The organism is Achromobacter arsenitoxydans SY8 (assembly GCF_000236785.1).
Taxonomy (GTDB): Bacteria; Pseudomonadota; Gammaproteobacteria; order Burkholderiales; family Burkholderiaceae_B; genus Achromobacter; species Achromobacter arsenitoxydans.
The window spans coordinates 41,885-56,324 of the sequence record NZ_AGUF01000029.1; the positions used below are offsets into that span (position 1 = coordinate 41,885).

12 protein-coding genes are annotated in these 14,440 nt (G+C 66.8%); 6 read left to right on the forward strand and 6 right to left on the reverse strand.

Translation table 11 applies throughout. The annotated features are described in order from the left end of the window. Nucleotides 1-55: 55 nt before the first annotated feature. Nucleotides 56-2,281: a glycoside hydrolase family 31 protein gene (locus tag KYC_RS06335; RefSeq protein ID WP_008160057.1), complete on the reverse strand. Its 2,226-nt coding sequence runs from the start codon at nucleotides 2,279-2,281 to the stop codon at nucleotides 56-58. Nucleotides 2,282-2,550: 269 nt separating this feature from the next. Beyond that, nucleotides 2,551-4,422: a bifunctional tRNA (5-methylaminomethyl-2-thiouridine)(34)-methyltransferase MnmC2/FAD-dependent 5-carboxymethylaminomethyl-2-thiouridine(34) oxidoreductase MnmC1 gene (gene mnmC / locus KYC_RS06340; protein ID WP_043517733.1), complete on the reverse strand. Its 1,872-nt coding sequence runs from the start codon at nucleotides 4,420-4,422 to the stop codon at nucleotides 2,551-2,553. A 139-nt stretch (nucleotides 4,423-4,561) separates the two neighbouring features. Here mnmC and KYC_RS06345 point away from each other — a divergent pair, with 139 nt between their 5' ends. Beyond that, on the forward strand, nucleotides 4,562-5,437 hold the full coding sequence (locus KYC_RS06345; protein WP_008160061.1) for an inositol monophosphatase family protein: 876 nt from the start codon (nucleotides 4,562-4,564) through the stop codon (nucleotides 5,435-5,437). 9 nt (nucleotides 5,438-5,446) lie between these two features. Here KYC_RS06345 and KYC_RS06350 read toward each other — a convergent pair whose 3' ends face one another. Next, a complete protein-coding gene (locus tag KYC_RS06350) occupies nucleotides 5,447-7,135 on the reverse strand; it encodes an AMP-binding protein (protein WP_008160064.1) in 1,689 nt (562 codons plus the stop codon). A gap of 76 nt (nucleotides 7,136-7,211) precedes the next feature. On the opposite strand from KYC_RS06350, the gene KYC_RS06355 reads away from it, so the two are divergent. Then, nucleotides 7,212-8,408 (forward strand): M20 aminoacylase family protein, encoded by a 1,197-nt coding sequence (locus tag KYC_RS06355; RefSeq protein WP_008160066.1) that lies wholly within the window; start codon nucleotides 7,212-7,214, stop codon nucleotides 8,406-8,408. Nucleotides 8,409-8,415: 7 nt separating this feature from the next. Here KYC_RS06355 and KYC_RS06360 read toward each other — a convergent pair whose 3' ends face one another. After that, nucleotides 8,416-9,309, reverse strand: coding sequence for a LysR family transcriptional regulator (locus KYC_RS06360; RefSeq protein WP_008160068.1), 894 nt, complete (start codon nucleotides 9,307-9,309; stop codon nucleotides 8,416-8,418). A gap of 115 nt (nucleotides 9,310-9,424) precedes the next feature. On the opposite strand from KYC_RS06360, the gene KYC_RS06365 reads away from it, so the two are divergent. From KYC_RS06365 to pagP, 4 genes are all read left to right on the forward strand, one after another. Continuing rightward, nucleotides 9,425-10,504 (forward strand): YeiH family protein, encoded by a 1,080-nt coding sequence (locus KYC_RS06365; protein WP_050814839.1) that lies wholly within the window; start codon nucleotides 9,425-9,427, stop codon nucleotides 10,502-10,504. Between the two features lie 106 nt (nucleotides 10,505-10,610). Further along, the gene (locus tag KYC_RS06370) at nucleotides 10,611-11,021 is read left to right on the forward strand and encodes an acyl-CoA thioesterase (protein WP_008160071.1); all 411 of its coding nucleotides are present in this window, start codon (nucleotides 10,611-10,613) and stop codon (nucleotides 11,019-11,021) included. 10 nt (nucleotides 11,022-11,031) lie between these two features. Continuing rightward, a complete protein-coding gene (mgtE, locus tag KYC_RS06375) occupies nucleotides 11,032-12,504 on the forward strand; it encodes a magnesium transporter (protein WP_008160074.1) in 1,473 nt (490 codons plus the stop codon). Between the two features lie 133 nt (nucleotides 12,505-12,637). Next, a complete protein-coding gene (gene pagP / locus KYC_RS06380) occupies nucleotides 12,638-13,192 on the forward strand; it encodes a lipid IV(A) palmitoyltransferase PagP (RefSeq protein WP_008160076.1) in 555 nt (184 codons plus the stop codon). A 15-nt stretch (nucleotides 13,193-13,207) separates the two neighbouring features. On the opposite strand, the gene KYC_RS06385 is transcribed toward pagP, so the two are convergent. Then, on the reverse strand, nucleotides 13,208-13,819 hold the full coding sequence (locus KYC_RS06385; RefSeq protein WP_008160078.1) for a gamma-glutamylcyclotransferase: 612 nt from the start codon (nucleotides 13,817-13,819) through the stop codon (nucleotides 13,208-13,210). A gap of 159 nt (nucleotides 13,820-13,978) precedes the next feature. Next, entirely contained in the window at nucleotides 13,979-14,437 is a 459-nt protein-coding gene (locus KYC_RS06390) for an Lrp/AsnC family transcriptional regulator (protein WP_008160080.1), read from the reverse strand. Nucleotides 14,438-14,440 lie beyond the last annotated feature (3 nt).

A 14,440-nucleotide genomic window follows, 5' to 3' on the forward strand; every position in this document is an offset into this window, starting at 1 on the left:
AAAGCCCTCCTGACTGCCCTTTTTCAACGGTGGCCGCGTTGCGGCCCCGCGAGGTTCAGCGCGCGCGCGAAATGCGGACTTCCGCCCCGCGGCGCTTGACTTCCAGACCCTCGGACGGCGAGATGCGCAGCCCTTCCAGACCCTTGATGTAGCTCGAACCCTGCATCTGCATCACGCGGATCTTGTTGCGCATGACGACCGGGTTGTGCACCGGCATGCCGAACATCCAGACCTCGTCCAGGATACGGGCCGAGTTGAACTCGCCCGTATGCTGCGCGGCCGGCCCCAGACAGAGCATATGCCCTTCGCGGCCGAAGACCGGGAACTGGCCCAGTTCGCAGTCGATGGTCCAGGTGGTGCCGCCTTCGTAGCGGTGACCGGTGTTCAGGTCCCACCAGGCTTCGCCCTTGGGCAGATACACGCGCACCTGATTGCCCGGTTCGGTCACCGGCGCCACCAGCAGGGCCGGGCCCAGCAGATATTGCAGGTCCCATTCGTGGGCGTGCGGGTCGTTCGGGAACGACAGCGCCATCGAACGCTGCACCGGCAAGCCGGTGCGGGCCGAGTCCTCGATGGCGCCCAGCACGTAGGGCACCAGGCGATAGCGCCACTGCAGCCAGGTCTTGGCATGCGCCAGGGTTTCGTCGCCAAAATCCCAGGGCATCAGGCCTTCCACGCCCTGGAAGGAGAAATTGGCCGAAAACACGCCAGCGGTCAGCCAGCGCAGATACAGTTCGGCGGTCATGCCCGAGCGGTCGCGCGTGGCCGATCCGATGCCGTGCACCTGCACGGGTACGCCGCTGGCGCCGATCGACAGCGAGGTGCGCAGGGTGTGACGCAGGCCGTCCCAGGTATTTTCTACCTGAGGGCCGACTTGCCACGGCAGCCGCTGGGCGGCCGGGAACAGGTCAGTGCTGGGGACCACGCCCTCGGGCGGCACCTTGAGCCCGGCGACCGCGTCGAACAGCGCGCGGCGCACCAGCAGCGGATACATGGAGCGCAAGGCCGGACCCGTTTCGCCGTTGCGGGCGGTCACGCCATCGGGGATGGCGATCTGGGCGTCGCAGGCCGGCGCATCCAGGCCGTCTTCCACCAGTTGGCGGTGGCGTTCCACCCACAGGTTGTAGATGTCGCGATAGGTCAGGTCCAGCAGGCCGTAAGGCTGCCCGGAGGTGGCGGCATTGCCGTCGAACACCTGGGCGGAACCGTCGTCCTTGGCCAGCAGCCAGCCGCGGTCCTCGAGTTCCTCGAACAGCGGGCTGGTCTTGATGACGCCCGGAAATCCGGAGGCCGCCACGTGCACGTTGTGCTTGTGGAACAGCGCCAGCATCTGCTTGGCGTCGGGGAAGCGCTGGGCATCCCATTCGAAGACGGTTTTGTCGGCCTGGAATCCCCAGGCAGCCGGCTGAGCCAGGGTCACGGCGTCGACCGGGATCTGGTTTTCGCGCATGCGCGCCACCAGGGCCACCGTCTGCGTGGGCATTTCGCCCGCGGCCTGCTGCAGCCACGCGCCCATTGCCCACAGCACGGGCTGCCCGGCGCGGCCGGTCAGCGCGGTGTATTGATTCAGGATTTCAGAGGGCTCGCCAGCGAACAGGAAGAGGTCCAGGACCGCGTCGTCCACAGTCAGCACATAGGCAGAATCCGCGGGAGCGACGCCCACCGAATGCTCGACCCGGCGCATCGTATTGACATAGACGCCCCAGCCGCGCGGGCTCCATGCCAGCGGGAGGGCACGATGCTCGGGATCGTCGGAAACGACCGATTCCTCGCGGCGGTTCAGGTCGCCGGGGGTTTCGCCCAGGCCAAACACGCGTTCGCCTGCCGCCAGCGCGAAGCCGGCCGTCCAAACGGCGTCGTCGGCCTGGTCCAGCGCGTTGTGCCCGAATGCGGGCGCATGCGCGGAAACCTCGGACTCGAAAACCCGCTCTTCATTGCGGTACAGCGCCACGCGCACGGGGCTGGTCTGGATCTCGAGGGACACATCGCCCTGGGTGATCCGCCAGCCATCGCCGCCCTCTCGGGGCGCAATGGCTGCTTCGCTCACGGCCTCCTGGCGCGCAAGCAGCATTTCCGCCACGGCGCGCGCACGCGCGCCGGGCTTATCGTCATTGAATTGGTTCGCCTCGCCGCAGCGCAGGCGAAAAACACCCGGCGCATGCGCCTCGACTACCAGGTGCAACCCATCGCCCGCGTCGAAATCAATGCGACTGGGGCGGGACGTCAGCAACTCGACATTGTCGAGCTGGGTAGTATGGGCAAAGTCGAACTTGGGCGGCACAGAGCATCCCCCGGCTTAAGCCAAAAACCATCAAAAGACGCTATTTTGACGGATTTGAGCTTTGAAATAAACTCGGTCCCTCTTTTGGACGGCAATCTCATCCAAAAAAGGGGCATAAAGCCCTTGGCCAGCGCCCGGGTGCGCAGGCGCCGCCGAGGCGCCAAAACGCCGACTCGGAGGTCAAATGCGGCCTATTCGCGCCAATTTCCGGCAATTCTTACAATTCTACGCCAGCCAGGTCTGACGCCCGGCGAGCGCTCAAATATTTTTCATCGCGGTGAAATCATCCGGGCCAGATCGGTCTCGAGCGGCGACGGTTCGCCCATCAGACGCGCCGCGATCAGGTCGCCCATCAGCGCCGACCACGACAGTCCACGCGACGCATACCCCGCAGCAAGCCACAGGCCCGGCGCGTGCGGCAGCTGGCCGACGGCCGGCAAGCGTCCCGGCAGAACGGCGCGCCACCCCGCCCAGCCCGGCAGGCTGCCGGGCGTCAAGGCATCAAGCTCGGGAAAGCGGGCGCCCAGCAACCCGGCCGCCTTGCCCAGCGTGACGCGCTGGCCTTCCGCTCCGATCCGCGCCTCGGCCGCGTCGTGGACATACGTGCTGCCGACGACACAGCCCGCCCCGACGTCCGGCAGCAGATAGCCCTCGCCGCCCACGATGCACCGCGGACCGCCCGCCAGCGCCTGGGCCGGCACCAGCGTGACCTCGCCAGCCAGCGCGTGCATCTGCGCCACCCGCGGTAAAGGGGCCAGCAACCCGCTGTCGGACAGCACGGCGCGCGCGCCGGCGGCATTGGCGAGAATCACGGTATCGGCTTGCGCGAGTTCCACGCCGGCTGCGTCCAATACCTGCCACCCCTGCCCCGCAGGCGCCACGCGCGCCGCCTTGCCTGGCCGGATCGTCACACCGGCCGTGGCCAGCAGCGCTTCGATCAACAGGCCGGGCTGCACCAGCATGCCCTGCGAAAAAAAGACGCCGCCGCGCGCCACCGGCAGGCCTGCCAATGCGCTCGCCTCGTCCTGGGTCACCTGACGCACCCAATCGGCCGGAAACGCAAGCGCTTCCAGCGTGCCGGCCAGCGCCGCCGATCTGCCCGCATCGCGCTCCACCTGGATCGTGCCGCACACCCGGGGCGCCGCGCCGCCCGGCAGGTCCCGCCAGCGAGCCAGGGCACGTCCGCTGCCCGCCCGCGACAGGCGTGCCCGCGCATTGTCATCGCGCGCGATCACGGGCGTCAGCGCGGCCGCCAGGTGGCCGGCATGCGCCGGGGCGCCGTGCATCCGGCCCGCATCCAGCACGGTGACCCGCCAGCCGCGCCCCGCCAGCGACTGCGCGATGCCCGCGCCTGCCAGCCCCGCCCCCACCACCACCGCATGCCGCTCGCCTGCACGCGGCGCGGGCGCCGCCGAACGGCCCGCCGCCCGCGCCACCCCCACCGTCATGTGCCATTTGCCCCCATAGCCGGGAGCGCGCCGCACATCAAACCCGGCCTCTCCAAGAGCGCGGCGCAGTTCGCCGGTGCATGCCCAGGTGGCCACGGTGGCCTGCGGCGCGGCCAGCGCCGCCAGGTCGCGCAGCAGGGGCAGCGCCCACATTTCGGGATTGCGCTCGGGGGAAAATCCATCCAGGAAAAACGCGTCGACGCGCGCATCCAGGCGGGGCGCCAGCGCCCGCGCATCCCCAAAGCCGAGCGTCAGGGTGACCGCGCCATTCTCGAATTCCAGCCGGTGCAGGCCGGGCAGGAGATCCGGCCATTGTCCGGCCAGGCTGCGCCCCAGTTCGGCCAGCGGCTCGGGCGCATACCGCGCCAGCAGCGCGGACAGGTCCTGGCGGGCAAACGGGTGGCCTTCGATCGACACGACATGCAGCGCGCCGGGCCGCTGGGGGTCGTCGCGCCAGGCCTTCCACAGCGCCAGGAAATTCAGGCCCAGCCCGAATCCTGTCTCGCAAACGGTGAATGAATCGCGCCCCCGCCAGCGCTCGGGCAATCCGTTGCCCCGCAGAAAGACATGTTCGGCCTGCCCCAACGCCCCCGAGGGCGAGTGATACACGTCGCCATAGGCCGGGCTGTACAGCCTGCCTTCCGCGTCGTAATCAACCATGGCAGGAGTCAGGGGAACGTAAGTCACAACCATCTAGTCCAATAAAAATCAGGGTTCGGCAAACGCAGATTATCGGCCCAGAGGCGCATGCGCGTTGGATGGACACCACGCAGCGCCACGGATTCCGCCCTTTGCCACGGGTTTGACGCATGCATGGGCTTACACTGGTTTTATGGATACCTACGATCAGCCCCAATCGCTGGCCTCGCCCATCGACCTGTGCGCCGCGATCGACGCGGCAGTCACGGCTGCCCATGCCGGCGCCGCCATCCTGCAATCCTACGCGCACCATCGCGCCGATCTCGTGATTGATCGCAAGGCGCGCAACGATCTCGTGTCCCAGGCGGACCGCGAGGCCGAAGCCGCGATCATCCAGGAACTCAAGGCCCGCACGCCCAAGTTCGGCATCGTCGCCGAAGAAACAGGCGGCAAGGCGCAAGGCGCCGCCACGTGGTACATCGACCCGCTCGACGGCACCACCAATTTCCTGCACGACATTCCGCATTACGCCGTGTCGATCGCGCTCATCGCGCACGCCGGCACGTCCATGTCCGCCAATCAGACCCTGGCGGAAGACACGCCGGTCATCGGCGTGGTCTACGACCCCTGCCGCGAAGAGCTGTTCACGGCCGTCTATGGCGTCGGCGCCTGGCTCAACGGGCGGCGCATTTCGTGCTCGCGCACGCAGACCATCGAAGACTCGGTGCTGGCCACCGGCTTTCCCTTCCGCGACTTCTCTTTTGCCGCGCAATACATGCCCATGCTGCACGACGCCATCAACCGCGCGCGCGGCGTGCGCCGCATGGGCGCGGCCGCGCTGGACCTGGCCTGGACCGCTTGCGGCCGCTACGACGGCTATTGGGAAATGGGCCTGGCCCCATGGGACGTCGCCGCGGGCACGCTGATCCTGCGCGAGGCTGGCGGGGTTTGCTCAGACATGCACAAGCAGGACCCCTGGCCGATCGGCGGGCGCGTCGTGGCGGGCAACCCCGCCATCGAACGCGCGCTGCACGAGATGATCGCGCCGCACCTGAACAAGAAAGACTAAAGCCGCGGCCTACGCGGAGGCGGGAGCCTTCGCATCGGGCCGCAGTTCGCGGCGCAGGATCTTGCCCACGTTGCTCTTGGGCAGTTCATCGCGGAACTCCACGAAGCGCGGGCGCTTGTAGCCCGTCAGCTTTTCCTTGCACCACTCCTGCACCTGGGCCTCGGTCAGCGACGGATCCTTCTTCACGACGAATACCTTGACGGCTTCGCCGGAGTGTTCGTCCGGCACGCCGATCGCGGCGCATTCCAGCACGCCGGGATGCTGCGCCACCGCGGCCTCGACCTCGTTCGGATAGACCTTGAATCCGGACACCGCGATCATGTCCTTCTTGCGGTCCACGATGCGCGTGTAGCCCTGCTCGTCCATGATGCCGATGTCGCCGGTGCGGAAAAAGCCGTCGGCGGTCATCGAATCGCGCGTTTCGTCGGGCTTTTGCCAATAGCCCAGCATGACCTGCGGGCCGCGGATGCCGACTTCGCCGCGCTCGCCCAGCGGCACTTCGTGGCCCGCATCGTCCAGGATCGCGACATCGGTCGACGGCAGCGGCAGCCCGATGGAACCGGAATACGCGGTCGCGTCGGTGGGATTCACCGTTGCCACGGGCGAGGTCTCGGACAGCCCGTAGCCTTCGATCAGGGGCCGGCCGGTAATCTTCAGCCAGCGTTCGGCCACCTGCTGCTGCACCGCCATGCCGCCGCCCAGGGTCAGCCGCAGACCGGAAAAATCCAGGCGCGCGAAGTCTTCGTTGTGCGCCAGCGCGTTAAACAGCGTATTGACGCCTGGGAAGACATTGACCGGCGTCTTGCGCCACGCATTGATCAGCGAAGGCTGGTCGCGCGGATTGATGATGAGCACGTTGCGCATGCCCGCGTGCATGGCGTACAGGCCGCACACGGTCATGGCGAACACGTGGTACAGCGGCAGCGCGCTGATGATGGTGATCTGCTGGTTGGCCAGGTCATGGATGACCGGCTGCGCCACCGCTTCCGTCTGCAGGACGTTCGCCACCAGGTTGCGGTGCGACAGCATGGCGCCCTTGGGCACGCCCGTGGTGCCGCCCGTGTATTGCAGCACCGCCACGTCGTCCATTGAGATGGCCGGCGGATTGAACGGCATGTGCGCGCCTTCGTGCAGGAGCTTCGGCAACGACAGCGCGCCGTCGATATGCCAGGCGGGAACGATCTTCTTGATGTAACGGGCCGCCAGGTTGACCAGCGGCGCCTTCAGGCCGCCGAGCAGGTCGCCGGGGCCGGTCACGACAATATGCTTGAGCTGGCCGCGGTCGGCGACCTGCTGCAACGTGTGCGCGAAATTCTCGAGGATGACGATGGCGGACGCGCCGCTGTCCAGCAACTGGCGCTGCAGCTCTTCGGCGGTGTAGAGCGGATTGACGTTCACGACGGTCATGCCGGCCCGCAGCGAACCCAGCATGCAGACCAGATAGGCCGGCACGTTGGGCATCATCAGCGCCACCCGCGCGCCCTTGGACAGGCCCAGCCCTTGCAGCCAGGCCGCAAACGCGCGCGCCTGGGCGTCCAGCTGTGCGTACGTGATGTCGCTGCCCATCGCCGTGCAGGCGATGCGCTGCGCATACTGCTTGCAGGCCCGGTCCAGCAGGTCGGTCAGCGAGGCATAGCCCTCGGTGGAGATCTCAGCCGGAACGCCTTGCGGGTAATGAGCGAGCCATGGACGCGTCATGGTATTTGTCTCCATTAAATAGATTTTTGATTGATGATACCCTGGCTGCGTTCCCTTCCTTCCGTCCAGACTCTCCATGAAACTCCTTGAACCCATCGTCGCCTGGCATCAAGACATCTCCAAGATCCGCCGCGATATCCACGCGCATCCCGAACTGGCCTTCGAAGAGTTCCGCACCGCCGACGTGGTCGCAGCCAAGCTTGAAGAATGGGGCATCGAAATCCACCGCGGCCTGGGCGGCACCGGCGTCGTCGGGATCATCCGCGGCAACCAGCCTGGCGACCGCGCCGTGGGCCTGCGCGCCGACATGGACGCGCTGCCCATGCAGGAAGCCAACACGTTCGCCCATGCCAGCAAGAACGACGGCAAGATGCACGCCTGCGGCCACGACGGCCACACCGCGATGCTGCTGGCCGCCGCGCAGTACCTGGCCCAGCACCGCGACTACGCCGGCACCGTCTACGTGATCTTCCAGCCCGCCGAGGAAGGCGGCGGCGGCGCCAAGCGCATGATCGACGACGGCCTGTTCACCCGCTTCCCGATGGAAGCCGTGTTCGGCATGCACAACTGGCCCGGCATGAAGCCCGGCCAGTTCGGCCTGACGCCCGGCCCCATCATGGCGTCCAGCAACGAGTTCTCGATCGTCATCAAGGGCAAGGGCACGCACGCCGGCATGCCCAATCTGGGCATCGACCCGGTCATGGCGGCGGTGCAGATGGCGCAATCGCTCCAGACCATCATCACGCGCAACCGCAATCCGCTGGATGCCGCCGTGCTCAGCATCACGCAGATCCACGCCGGCAGCGCCGACAACGTCGTGCCCAACCACGCCGAACTGCGCGGCACAGTGCGCACCTTTACGCTGGACGTGCTGGACCTGATCGAACGCCGCATGGAAGAGATCGCGCGCCACACCTGCGCCGCGATGGACTGCGAGGTGGAATTCAAGTTCCAGCGCAACTATCCGCCCACCATCAACCATCCCGAAGAAGCGGAGTTCTGCGCGGAGGTGCTGCGCGACATCGTCGGCGAAGCCAACGTCAACGCCAGTGTGCAGCCCACCATGGGCGCGGAAGACTTCTCCTTCATGCTGCAGGAGTTGCGCGGCTGTTACGTCTGGATCGGCAACGGCACCGGCGAACATCGCGACAGCGGCCACGGCCTGGGCCCGTGCATGCTGCACAACGGCAGCTACGACTTCAACGACGATCTGCTGCCCCTGGGCGGCACCTACTGGGTACAGCTGGCGCTCAAGCGCCTGGCCAAGGCCTGAGCGCCAGCTAACCGCCGTCCGACGCCCCCACCGCCAGGCACATCGCCAGAAAGCGGCCGGCGGCGCGGGCGGCAGCGTCCGCATGCGGCACCAGGATGCTCAGCGTGCGCGTAAGCGGTTTGGGCAACAGGCGCAGCGCCGCCAGCGCCCCATCTTCGTGGCGCATCGACATCACCGACACGAATCCCACGCCCAATCCGGCCCGCACGGCCTGCTTCACCCCTTCCACCCCGGCCAGTTCCAGCCCGACCGACGGCGCCAATCCGGCGTCGGTGAAAGCGCGCTCGACCAGGCGGCGCACCCCGGAACCCGGTTCGCGCATGACGAGCGGCGACGCCGCCAGGTCGCGCAGCGTGACGGCGCCCTTGCCCGCCAGGGCATGGTCCGCACGCACGATCGCCACCACTTCGTCCTGCCGCCAGGCGTGCACCGCCGTGTCGGCGGGCAGGCCCGACGGCACGTCCCCCTCGATGAACGCCAGATCCAGCGCGGGCAGCCGCTCGACGATTTCGCGCGTGTTGCCGTCCGACAGGTGCAGGCTGACCGCGGGAAAGGCGTGGCGGAAATCCGCCACCAGCCGCGGCAGCAGGTAGCTGGCTGGCGTGGTGCTGGCGCCCAGCCGCAAGTCCCCCGTTTCCAGGCCCCGCCATGAATCCCGCACGGCCTGCGCCTGCCGGTACACCTGGCGCAATTGCCTGGCCTGCTCGGCCAGGCGCTCGCCCGCCTCGGTCAGGGCGATGCCATGGCCGCTGCGGCGGTACAGGGGCTCGCCGAACCATTCCTGCAGCGCTCGGAGCTGGCCCGACACCGCCGGCTGCGACAGATGGAGCGCCTGGGCCGCGCGGCTGATGTTTCCGCTGTCGGCCACGGTAGCGAAGGTGAGCAATTGGTCCGGGGTCATACCGCCAAATTATCAGAATTTCCGATATTAATTATTTAAATTAAAGATTTTTCAAATAATAAGCCCGGATTTAATATTTCGTCCAGTTATGTAGTTATGCCAAAAAGGCGTCTTGATGAACACCTCCACCAGCACAGCAGTCCCCTTGCCCGCCACCCCGGCCGCCCCGTCCGCCGCCGCCACGCCCTGGCGCGACAAGCTCAACGGCGTGCTGTTCGTGGGCCTGATGGCGGGCGCGGTGATGCAGCTGGCCGATCTGCCCTTCATCCGCCAACTGGGTTTTTCGCCGCTGGTCGTGGGCATCGTCTGCGGCATGCTGTACGGCAACTTCCTGCGGGGCACCATGCCCGCCGACTGGGGCGTGGGCGTGAATTTCACCGCGCGGCGCCTGCTGCGCATCGCGGTCGCCTTCTATGGCCTGAACATCAGCATCCAGCAGATCGTGGCCGTCGGGCTGCCGGGCCTGGCCGTGTCGGTGGCGGTGGTGGTGGGCACCCTGCTGATCGGCACCGTGGTCGGCCAGCGCCTGCTGGGCCTGGACCGCGACACCGCCATGCTGACCTCGGCGGGCAGCGCGATCTGCGGCGCCGCCGCCGTGCTGGCGTTCGAGCCCACGCTGCGCGCCGCGCCCCACAAGAGCGCCGTGGCGGTCGCCACCGTGGTGCTGTTCGGCACACTCTCCATGTTCCTGTACCCCGTGCTCTACCACGCGGGCTGGCTCGGCCTGGACACCCAGGCGCTGGGCATTTATATCGGCGGCACCATCCATGAAGTAGCGCAGGTCGTGGGCGCCGCCAGCAACATCGACCCCGCCACCACTGAAGTCGCGACCATCGTCAAAATGACCCGCGTGGCCCTGCTGGTGCCCGTCCTGCTGGTGCTGGGCATGTACCTGCGCAGCGCCGCCGCCCAGGCTGGCGGCCAGGACAAGGGCGCCAAGCTGCCCATCCCCTGGTTCGCGGTCGGGTTCCTGGCGCTCGCGATCATCAATTCGCTCGACATCATTCCCGCGGATCTGGTCGCCGCCATCCGCCGCCTGGACGTCTTCGCGCTGACCATGGCCATGACCGCGCTGGGCATCGAAACCCGCTTCGCCCAGATCAGGAAGGCCGGCCCGCGCGTGATGGCCCTGGGCCTGATCCTGTATGTCTGGCTGTTGGTCGGCGGCTACGGGATCGTGAAGCTGGCCGGCTGATGCCCGGCCCGCGGCCGCAAAGCGCGGCCGCAAGCCGCTCGCGCGCACGCCGCCGTCTCGTTTTTCCTGCATAATCGGCTGGTTCCCTAGCACCGGAGCCGGCCGCATGACCTCCAGCACCAAAACCCCGTTTACGACTCTGCCTGCCCATCGCGACGCGGTGTTGCGCGTCATGCCGATGCCGGCCGATGCGAACATCCATGGGGACGTCTTTGGCGGCTGGATCATGTCCCAGGTGGACATCGCCGGATCCATCCCCGCAGCCCGGCGCGCCGCCGGCCGCGTGGCCACCGTCGCGGTCAACGCCTTCCAGTTCAAAGAACCCGTTTTCGTGGGCGACCTGCTCAGTTTCTACACATCCATCATCAAGACTGGCACCACGTCGATCACAGTGTCCGTCGAGGTCTACGCGGAACGCCAGCGGCTGGATGCCGAAGTCGTCAAGGTCACCGAGGCCACGCTGACGTACGTGGCCACCGACGAAGCGCGGCGCAGCCGCCCTCTCCCCACCCTTTGAGCCGTAACGCATGACGCAGTCCGCCGCCGCGCAGAAACCGCCCGCGACGCCACGCCGCCTCGACCCGGAAGACGCCCAGACCGCCCTGGCCGAAGTGCAAGAGCGCCTGCGGCGCCAGCAACTGGTCGCCGACCTTGTGCATCGCCAGGAAGAAGGCGACGCGAAGGCGCCGCTGGTCGAAGACCTGGTGCACCGCCAGCACGAGGCCGAACTTAAAACCCTGCTTGACGGCCTGCACCCCGCGGATATCGCCTTCATCCTTGAGTCCCTGCCCAAGGACGAGCGCCAGGCCATCTGGAAGCTGGTAAGCCCCGAGCACGACGCGGACGTCCTGCTGGAAGTGGAAGACTGGGTCCGCGAGTCGCTGATCGAGGCGATGGACCGCCAGGACCTGGTCGCCGCCACCGAAAGCATGGACGCCGACGAGCTGGCGGACTTGGCGCCCGACCTGCCGCCGGACGTCGTCGCGGAAGTCCAGAAGGGCCTGACCGAGGAAGAACGCGCGCAGCTCCTGGAAGCCATGGGCTATCCGGAAGACAGCGTGGGCGCGATCATGGACTTCGAGATGGTCCGCGTGCGCGAGGACGTCACGCTCGAAGTGGTGCTGCGCTACCTGCGCCGCCTGCACGAACTGCCCGACCACACCGATCAGATCTTCGTGGTGGACCGCCAGGACAAGCTGCAGGGCATCCTGCCGCTGTCGCGCCTGTTGGTCAGTGAACCCGAAACCGAAGTGCGCGCGGTCATGAATTCGGACTTCCTGACGCTGAATCCGCTGGATTCCGACGCGGACGCCGCGGGCGCCTTCGAACGCTACGACCTGGTGTCCGCCCCCGTGATGGACGATCAAGGCCGTCTCATCGGCCGCGTCACCATCGCCGACGTCGTGGACGTGATGCGCGAAGACTCGCAGGAACAGGCGCTGTCCCGCGCCGGTCTGCAGGAAGAAGACATCTTCGCGCCCGTCACCACCGCGCTGCGCAACCGCGCCCCCTGGCTGCTGTTCAACCTCTGTACCGCCGCCACGGCCTCATTCGTGGCGTCCCAATTCGAAGGCACGGTCAGCCAGATCGTCATCCTGGCTTTTCTCATGTCGATTGTCGCGGGCATCGGCGGCAATTCCGGCAACCAGACCATGACGCTCATCATCCGGGCGCTGGCCATGGGCCGGATCACCGGGCGCAACCTGTGGCAGCTGGTCAAGCGCGAGCTGTTCGTCACCCTGCTGGTGGGGCTGTGCGGCAGCGTGGTGGCCGCGCTGTTCGCGTGGGTGATCTCGCATTCGCTATCCATCGCGCTGGTCATGATGGCCGCCATGATCTGCAACATGCTGGTCGGCGCGTCGGTCGGCGTGCTGGTCCCCATGGTGCGGGCCCGGTTCGGCAAGGATCCCGCCATGGGATCGTCGGTCCTGCTCACGTTCGCCACCGACTCCCTGGGTTTTTTCATTTTCCTGGGCCTGGCCACGATCTTCCTGCTGTAGTCCGCGCGCCACAGGCGCAGGCGGTTTTCACGGCAATGCGCCCTGCAAGCCCCATGTTGACAGCCCGCTGACAGGGAAGATGACGATCACTCCATTACAGTAATGGAATTGTCATCTTCCTATCCTCCCCGCAATGACCGCCAGACTCCACGCTGCGCTGCTCAGCCTGCTGCTCTCCCTTTTCGCCCTTCCCGCCCACGCTTGCGACGACATGCCCTCGTGGGCCAAGTCCGCCTGCAACCGCCTCGACCAGATCTGGACGGAAGGCGGGAACGACATGTACGTCAGCGGCTATGCCTGGCACAACCGGGCCAAGTACAGCCGCGAAAAGATTGACAGCTTCAATGAGCTGGCCTGGGGCGGCGGCTACGGCCGCAGCATCTACGATGAAGACGGCGACTGGCAAGGCCTGTACGCCATGGCGTTCCTGGATTCGCACTCCAAGGTCCAGCCCATCGCCGGGTACGGTTTCCTGAAGATCGGACAGGTTAGCGACAACTTCCGCCTGGGCGCCGGCTACACCGTGTTCCTGACCGCCCGCCACGACATCATGAGCTACGTGCCGTTTCCCGGCATCCTGCCGCTCGTCAGCGCGGGCTACAAGGACGCCATGCTGTACGCCACGTACATTCCCGGTTCAAGCGGCGCGGGCAACGTGCTGTTCGTCTTCGGCCGCTGGCACTTCTGAGGCCACGGCCGGGCCTCAGAACGCATGGCCCAGCTTGCGGACCAAGTCTCCCAGGCGCCAATCGTCGATGCCGTGCGCGCGCAGGGCGCGCGCCGTTTCCACCACGTAGTCCAGGCAAGGGCCCGAATGCCCCACCGCATTGCGCACGGACGCCAACAGGCGGTCGTCGCAAAGACCGGTTGCGTACTCCCGGCATGCCCGGTTCAGCAGGAACACCAGCCCGCGCACCGGAGCCGCTTCGGTATGGCACGTCAGCCAACGCGGACTGTAGGCGCCCGTGACCATTTCCCGGCGCCACAGCGCCTCGAATACCGCGGGCACGTCACAGGCGGCGATCTGGAAGGCGACGCCGCGGCAGCAGCCGCCGCGATCCAGTCCGAACACCAGGCCGGGGTTTTCCGGGGATCCGCGGTGGTCGTGGGACCACAGGCACAGGGACCGGTGATAGCCCCGCACGGTGGCCAGGCGGCGTTCGCGCCACGTAAAGCCGGGATGCCAGATCAGGGAGCCGTAGGCGAATACCCACAGGTCATCGGCGCCGTTCCAGCCGGCCAGGAGGTCATCCACCGAAAGCGCTTGCCGGGAATTTCGCAATCCGGCGCAGCCGGCGGGCACTGCCAACGACATAGGGTCCTTTGATATCCCGTTCATTCCGGGGCTGGAATGAGCGATATCCTACGCCGCCGCCCGCGCAAAAGAATTGCGAGATTGACGTCCCGCAACGCGTTGAAGGAAATTTGCTTCCGCGCCAGCCTTGCTGGCGGGAAAAATATTGCGCGGCCGCGGCTACACCGCGTTCAGCGGCAATTCCGTGGTGCTCTTGATGACTTCCATCGAGAAGCTGGCGCTGACATCCAGCAGGTCCACCGCGCCGATCAGGCGGCGGTAAAAGCGGTCATAGGCGGCCATGTCCTCGACCACCACCTTGAGCAGATAATCGACGTCGCCCGCCATGCGGTGAAACTCGACCACGTTGGGCAGCGCCATCACCGCGTTGATCAGGCTCTGCGTCCATTTCTCGTTGTGCTGGCTGGTCCGGATGGACACGAACACCGTCAGGTTCAGCCCGAGGGCGCGGGGATCCAGCAGGATCGCGTTGCGCGCGATGACGCCGTCGTCCTTCAGCTTCTGGATGCGGCGCCAGCATGGCGTCACGGAAAGGTTCACTTTTTCCGCGATGTCGGCGACCGAGCAGGTCGCGTCCTTTTGCAGCAGCGCCAGAATCTTGATGTCCGTCTGATCCATGGG

What these genes read in the sequence shown, in the direction of transcription:
- KYC_RS06370 (WP_008160071.1), top strand. Translation starts at nt 10,611, where the DNA reads ATGACCTCCAGCACCAAAACCCCGTTTACGACTCTGCCTGCCCATCGC.
- KYC_RS06365 (WP_050814839.1), top strand. Translation starts at nt 9,425, where the DNA reads ATGAACACCTCCACCAGCACAGCAGTCCCCTTGCCCGCCACCCCGGCC.
- mgtE (WP_008160074.1), top strand. Translation starts at nt 11,032, where the DNA reads ATGACGCAGTCCGCCGCCGCGCAGAAACCGCCCGCGACGCCACGCCGC.
- KYC_RS06345 (WP_008160061.1), top strand. Translation starts at nt 4,562, where the DNA reads ATGGATACCTACGATCAGCCCCAATCGCTGGCCTCGCCCATCGACCTG.
- pagP (WP_008160076.1), top strand. Translation starts at nt 12,638, where the DNA reads ATGACCGCCAGACTCCACGCTGCGCTGCTCAGCCTGCTGCTCTCCCTT.
- KYC_RS06355 (WP_008160066.1), top strand. Translation starts at nt 7,212, where the DNA reads ATGAAACTCCTTGAACCCATCGTCGCCTGGCATCAAGACATCTCCAAG.
- KYC_RS06385 (WP_008160078.1), bottom strand. Translation starts at nt 13,819, where the DNA reads ATGTCGTTGGCAGTGCCCGCCGGCTGCGCCGGATTGCGAAATTCCCGG.
- KYC_RS06360 (WP_008160068.1), bottom strand. Translation starts at nt 9,309, where the DNA reads ATGACCCCGGACCAATTGCTCACCTTCGCTACCGTGGCCGACAGCGGA.
- KYC_RS06350 (WP_008160064.1), bottom strand. Translation starts at nt 7,135, where the DNA reads ATGACGCGTCCATGGCTCGCTCATTACCCGCAAGGCGTTCCGGCTGAG.
- mnmC (WP_043517733.1), bottom strand. Translation starts at nt 4,422, where the DNA reads ATGGTTGTGACTTACGTTCCCCTGACTCCTGCCATGGTTGATTACGAC.
- KYC_RS06390 (WP_008160080.1), bottom strand. Translation starts at nt 14,437, where the DNA reads ATGGATCAGACGGACATCAAGATTCTGGCGCTGCTGCAAAAGGACGCG.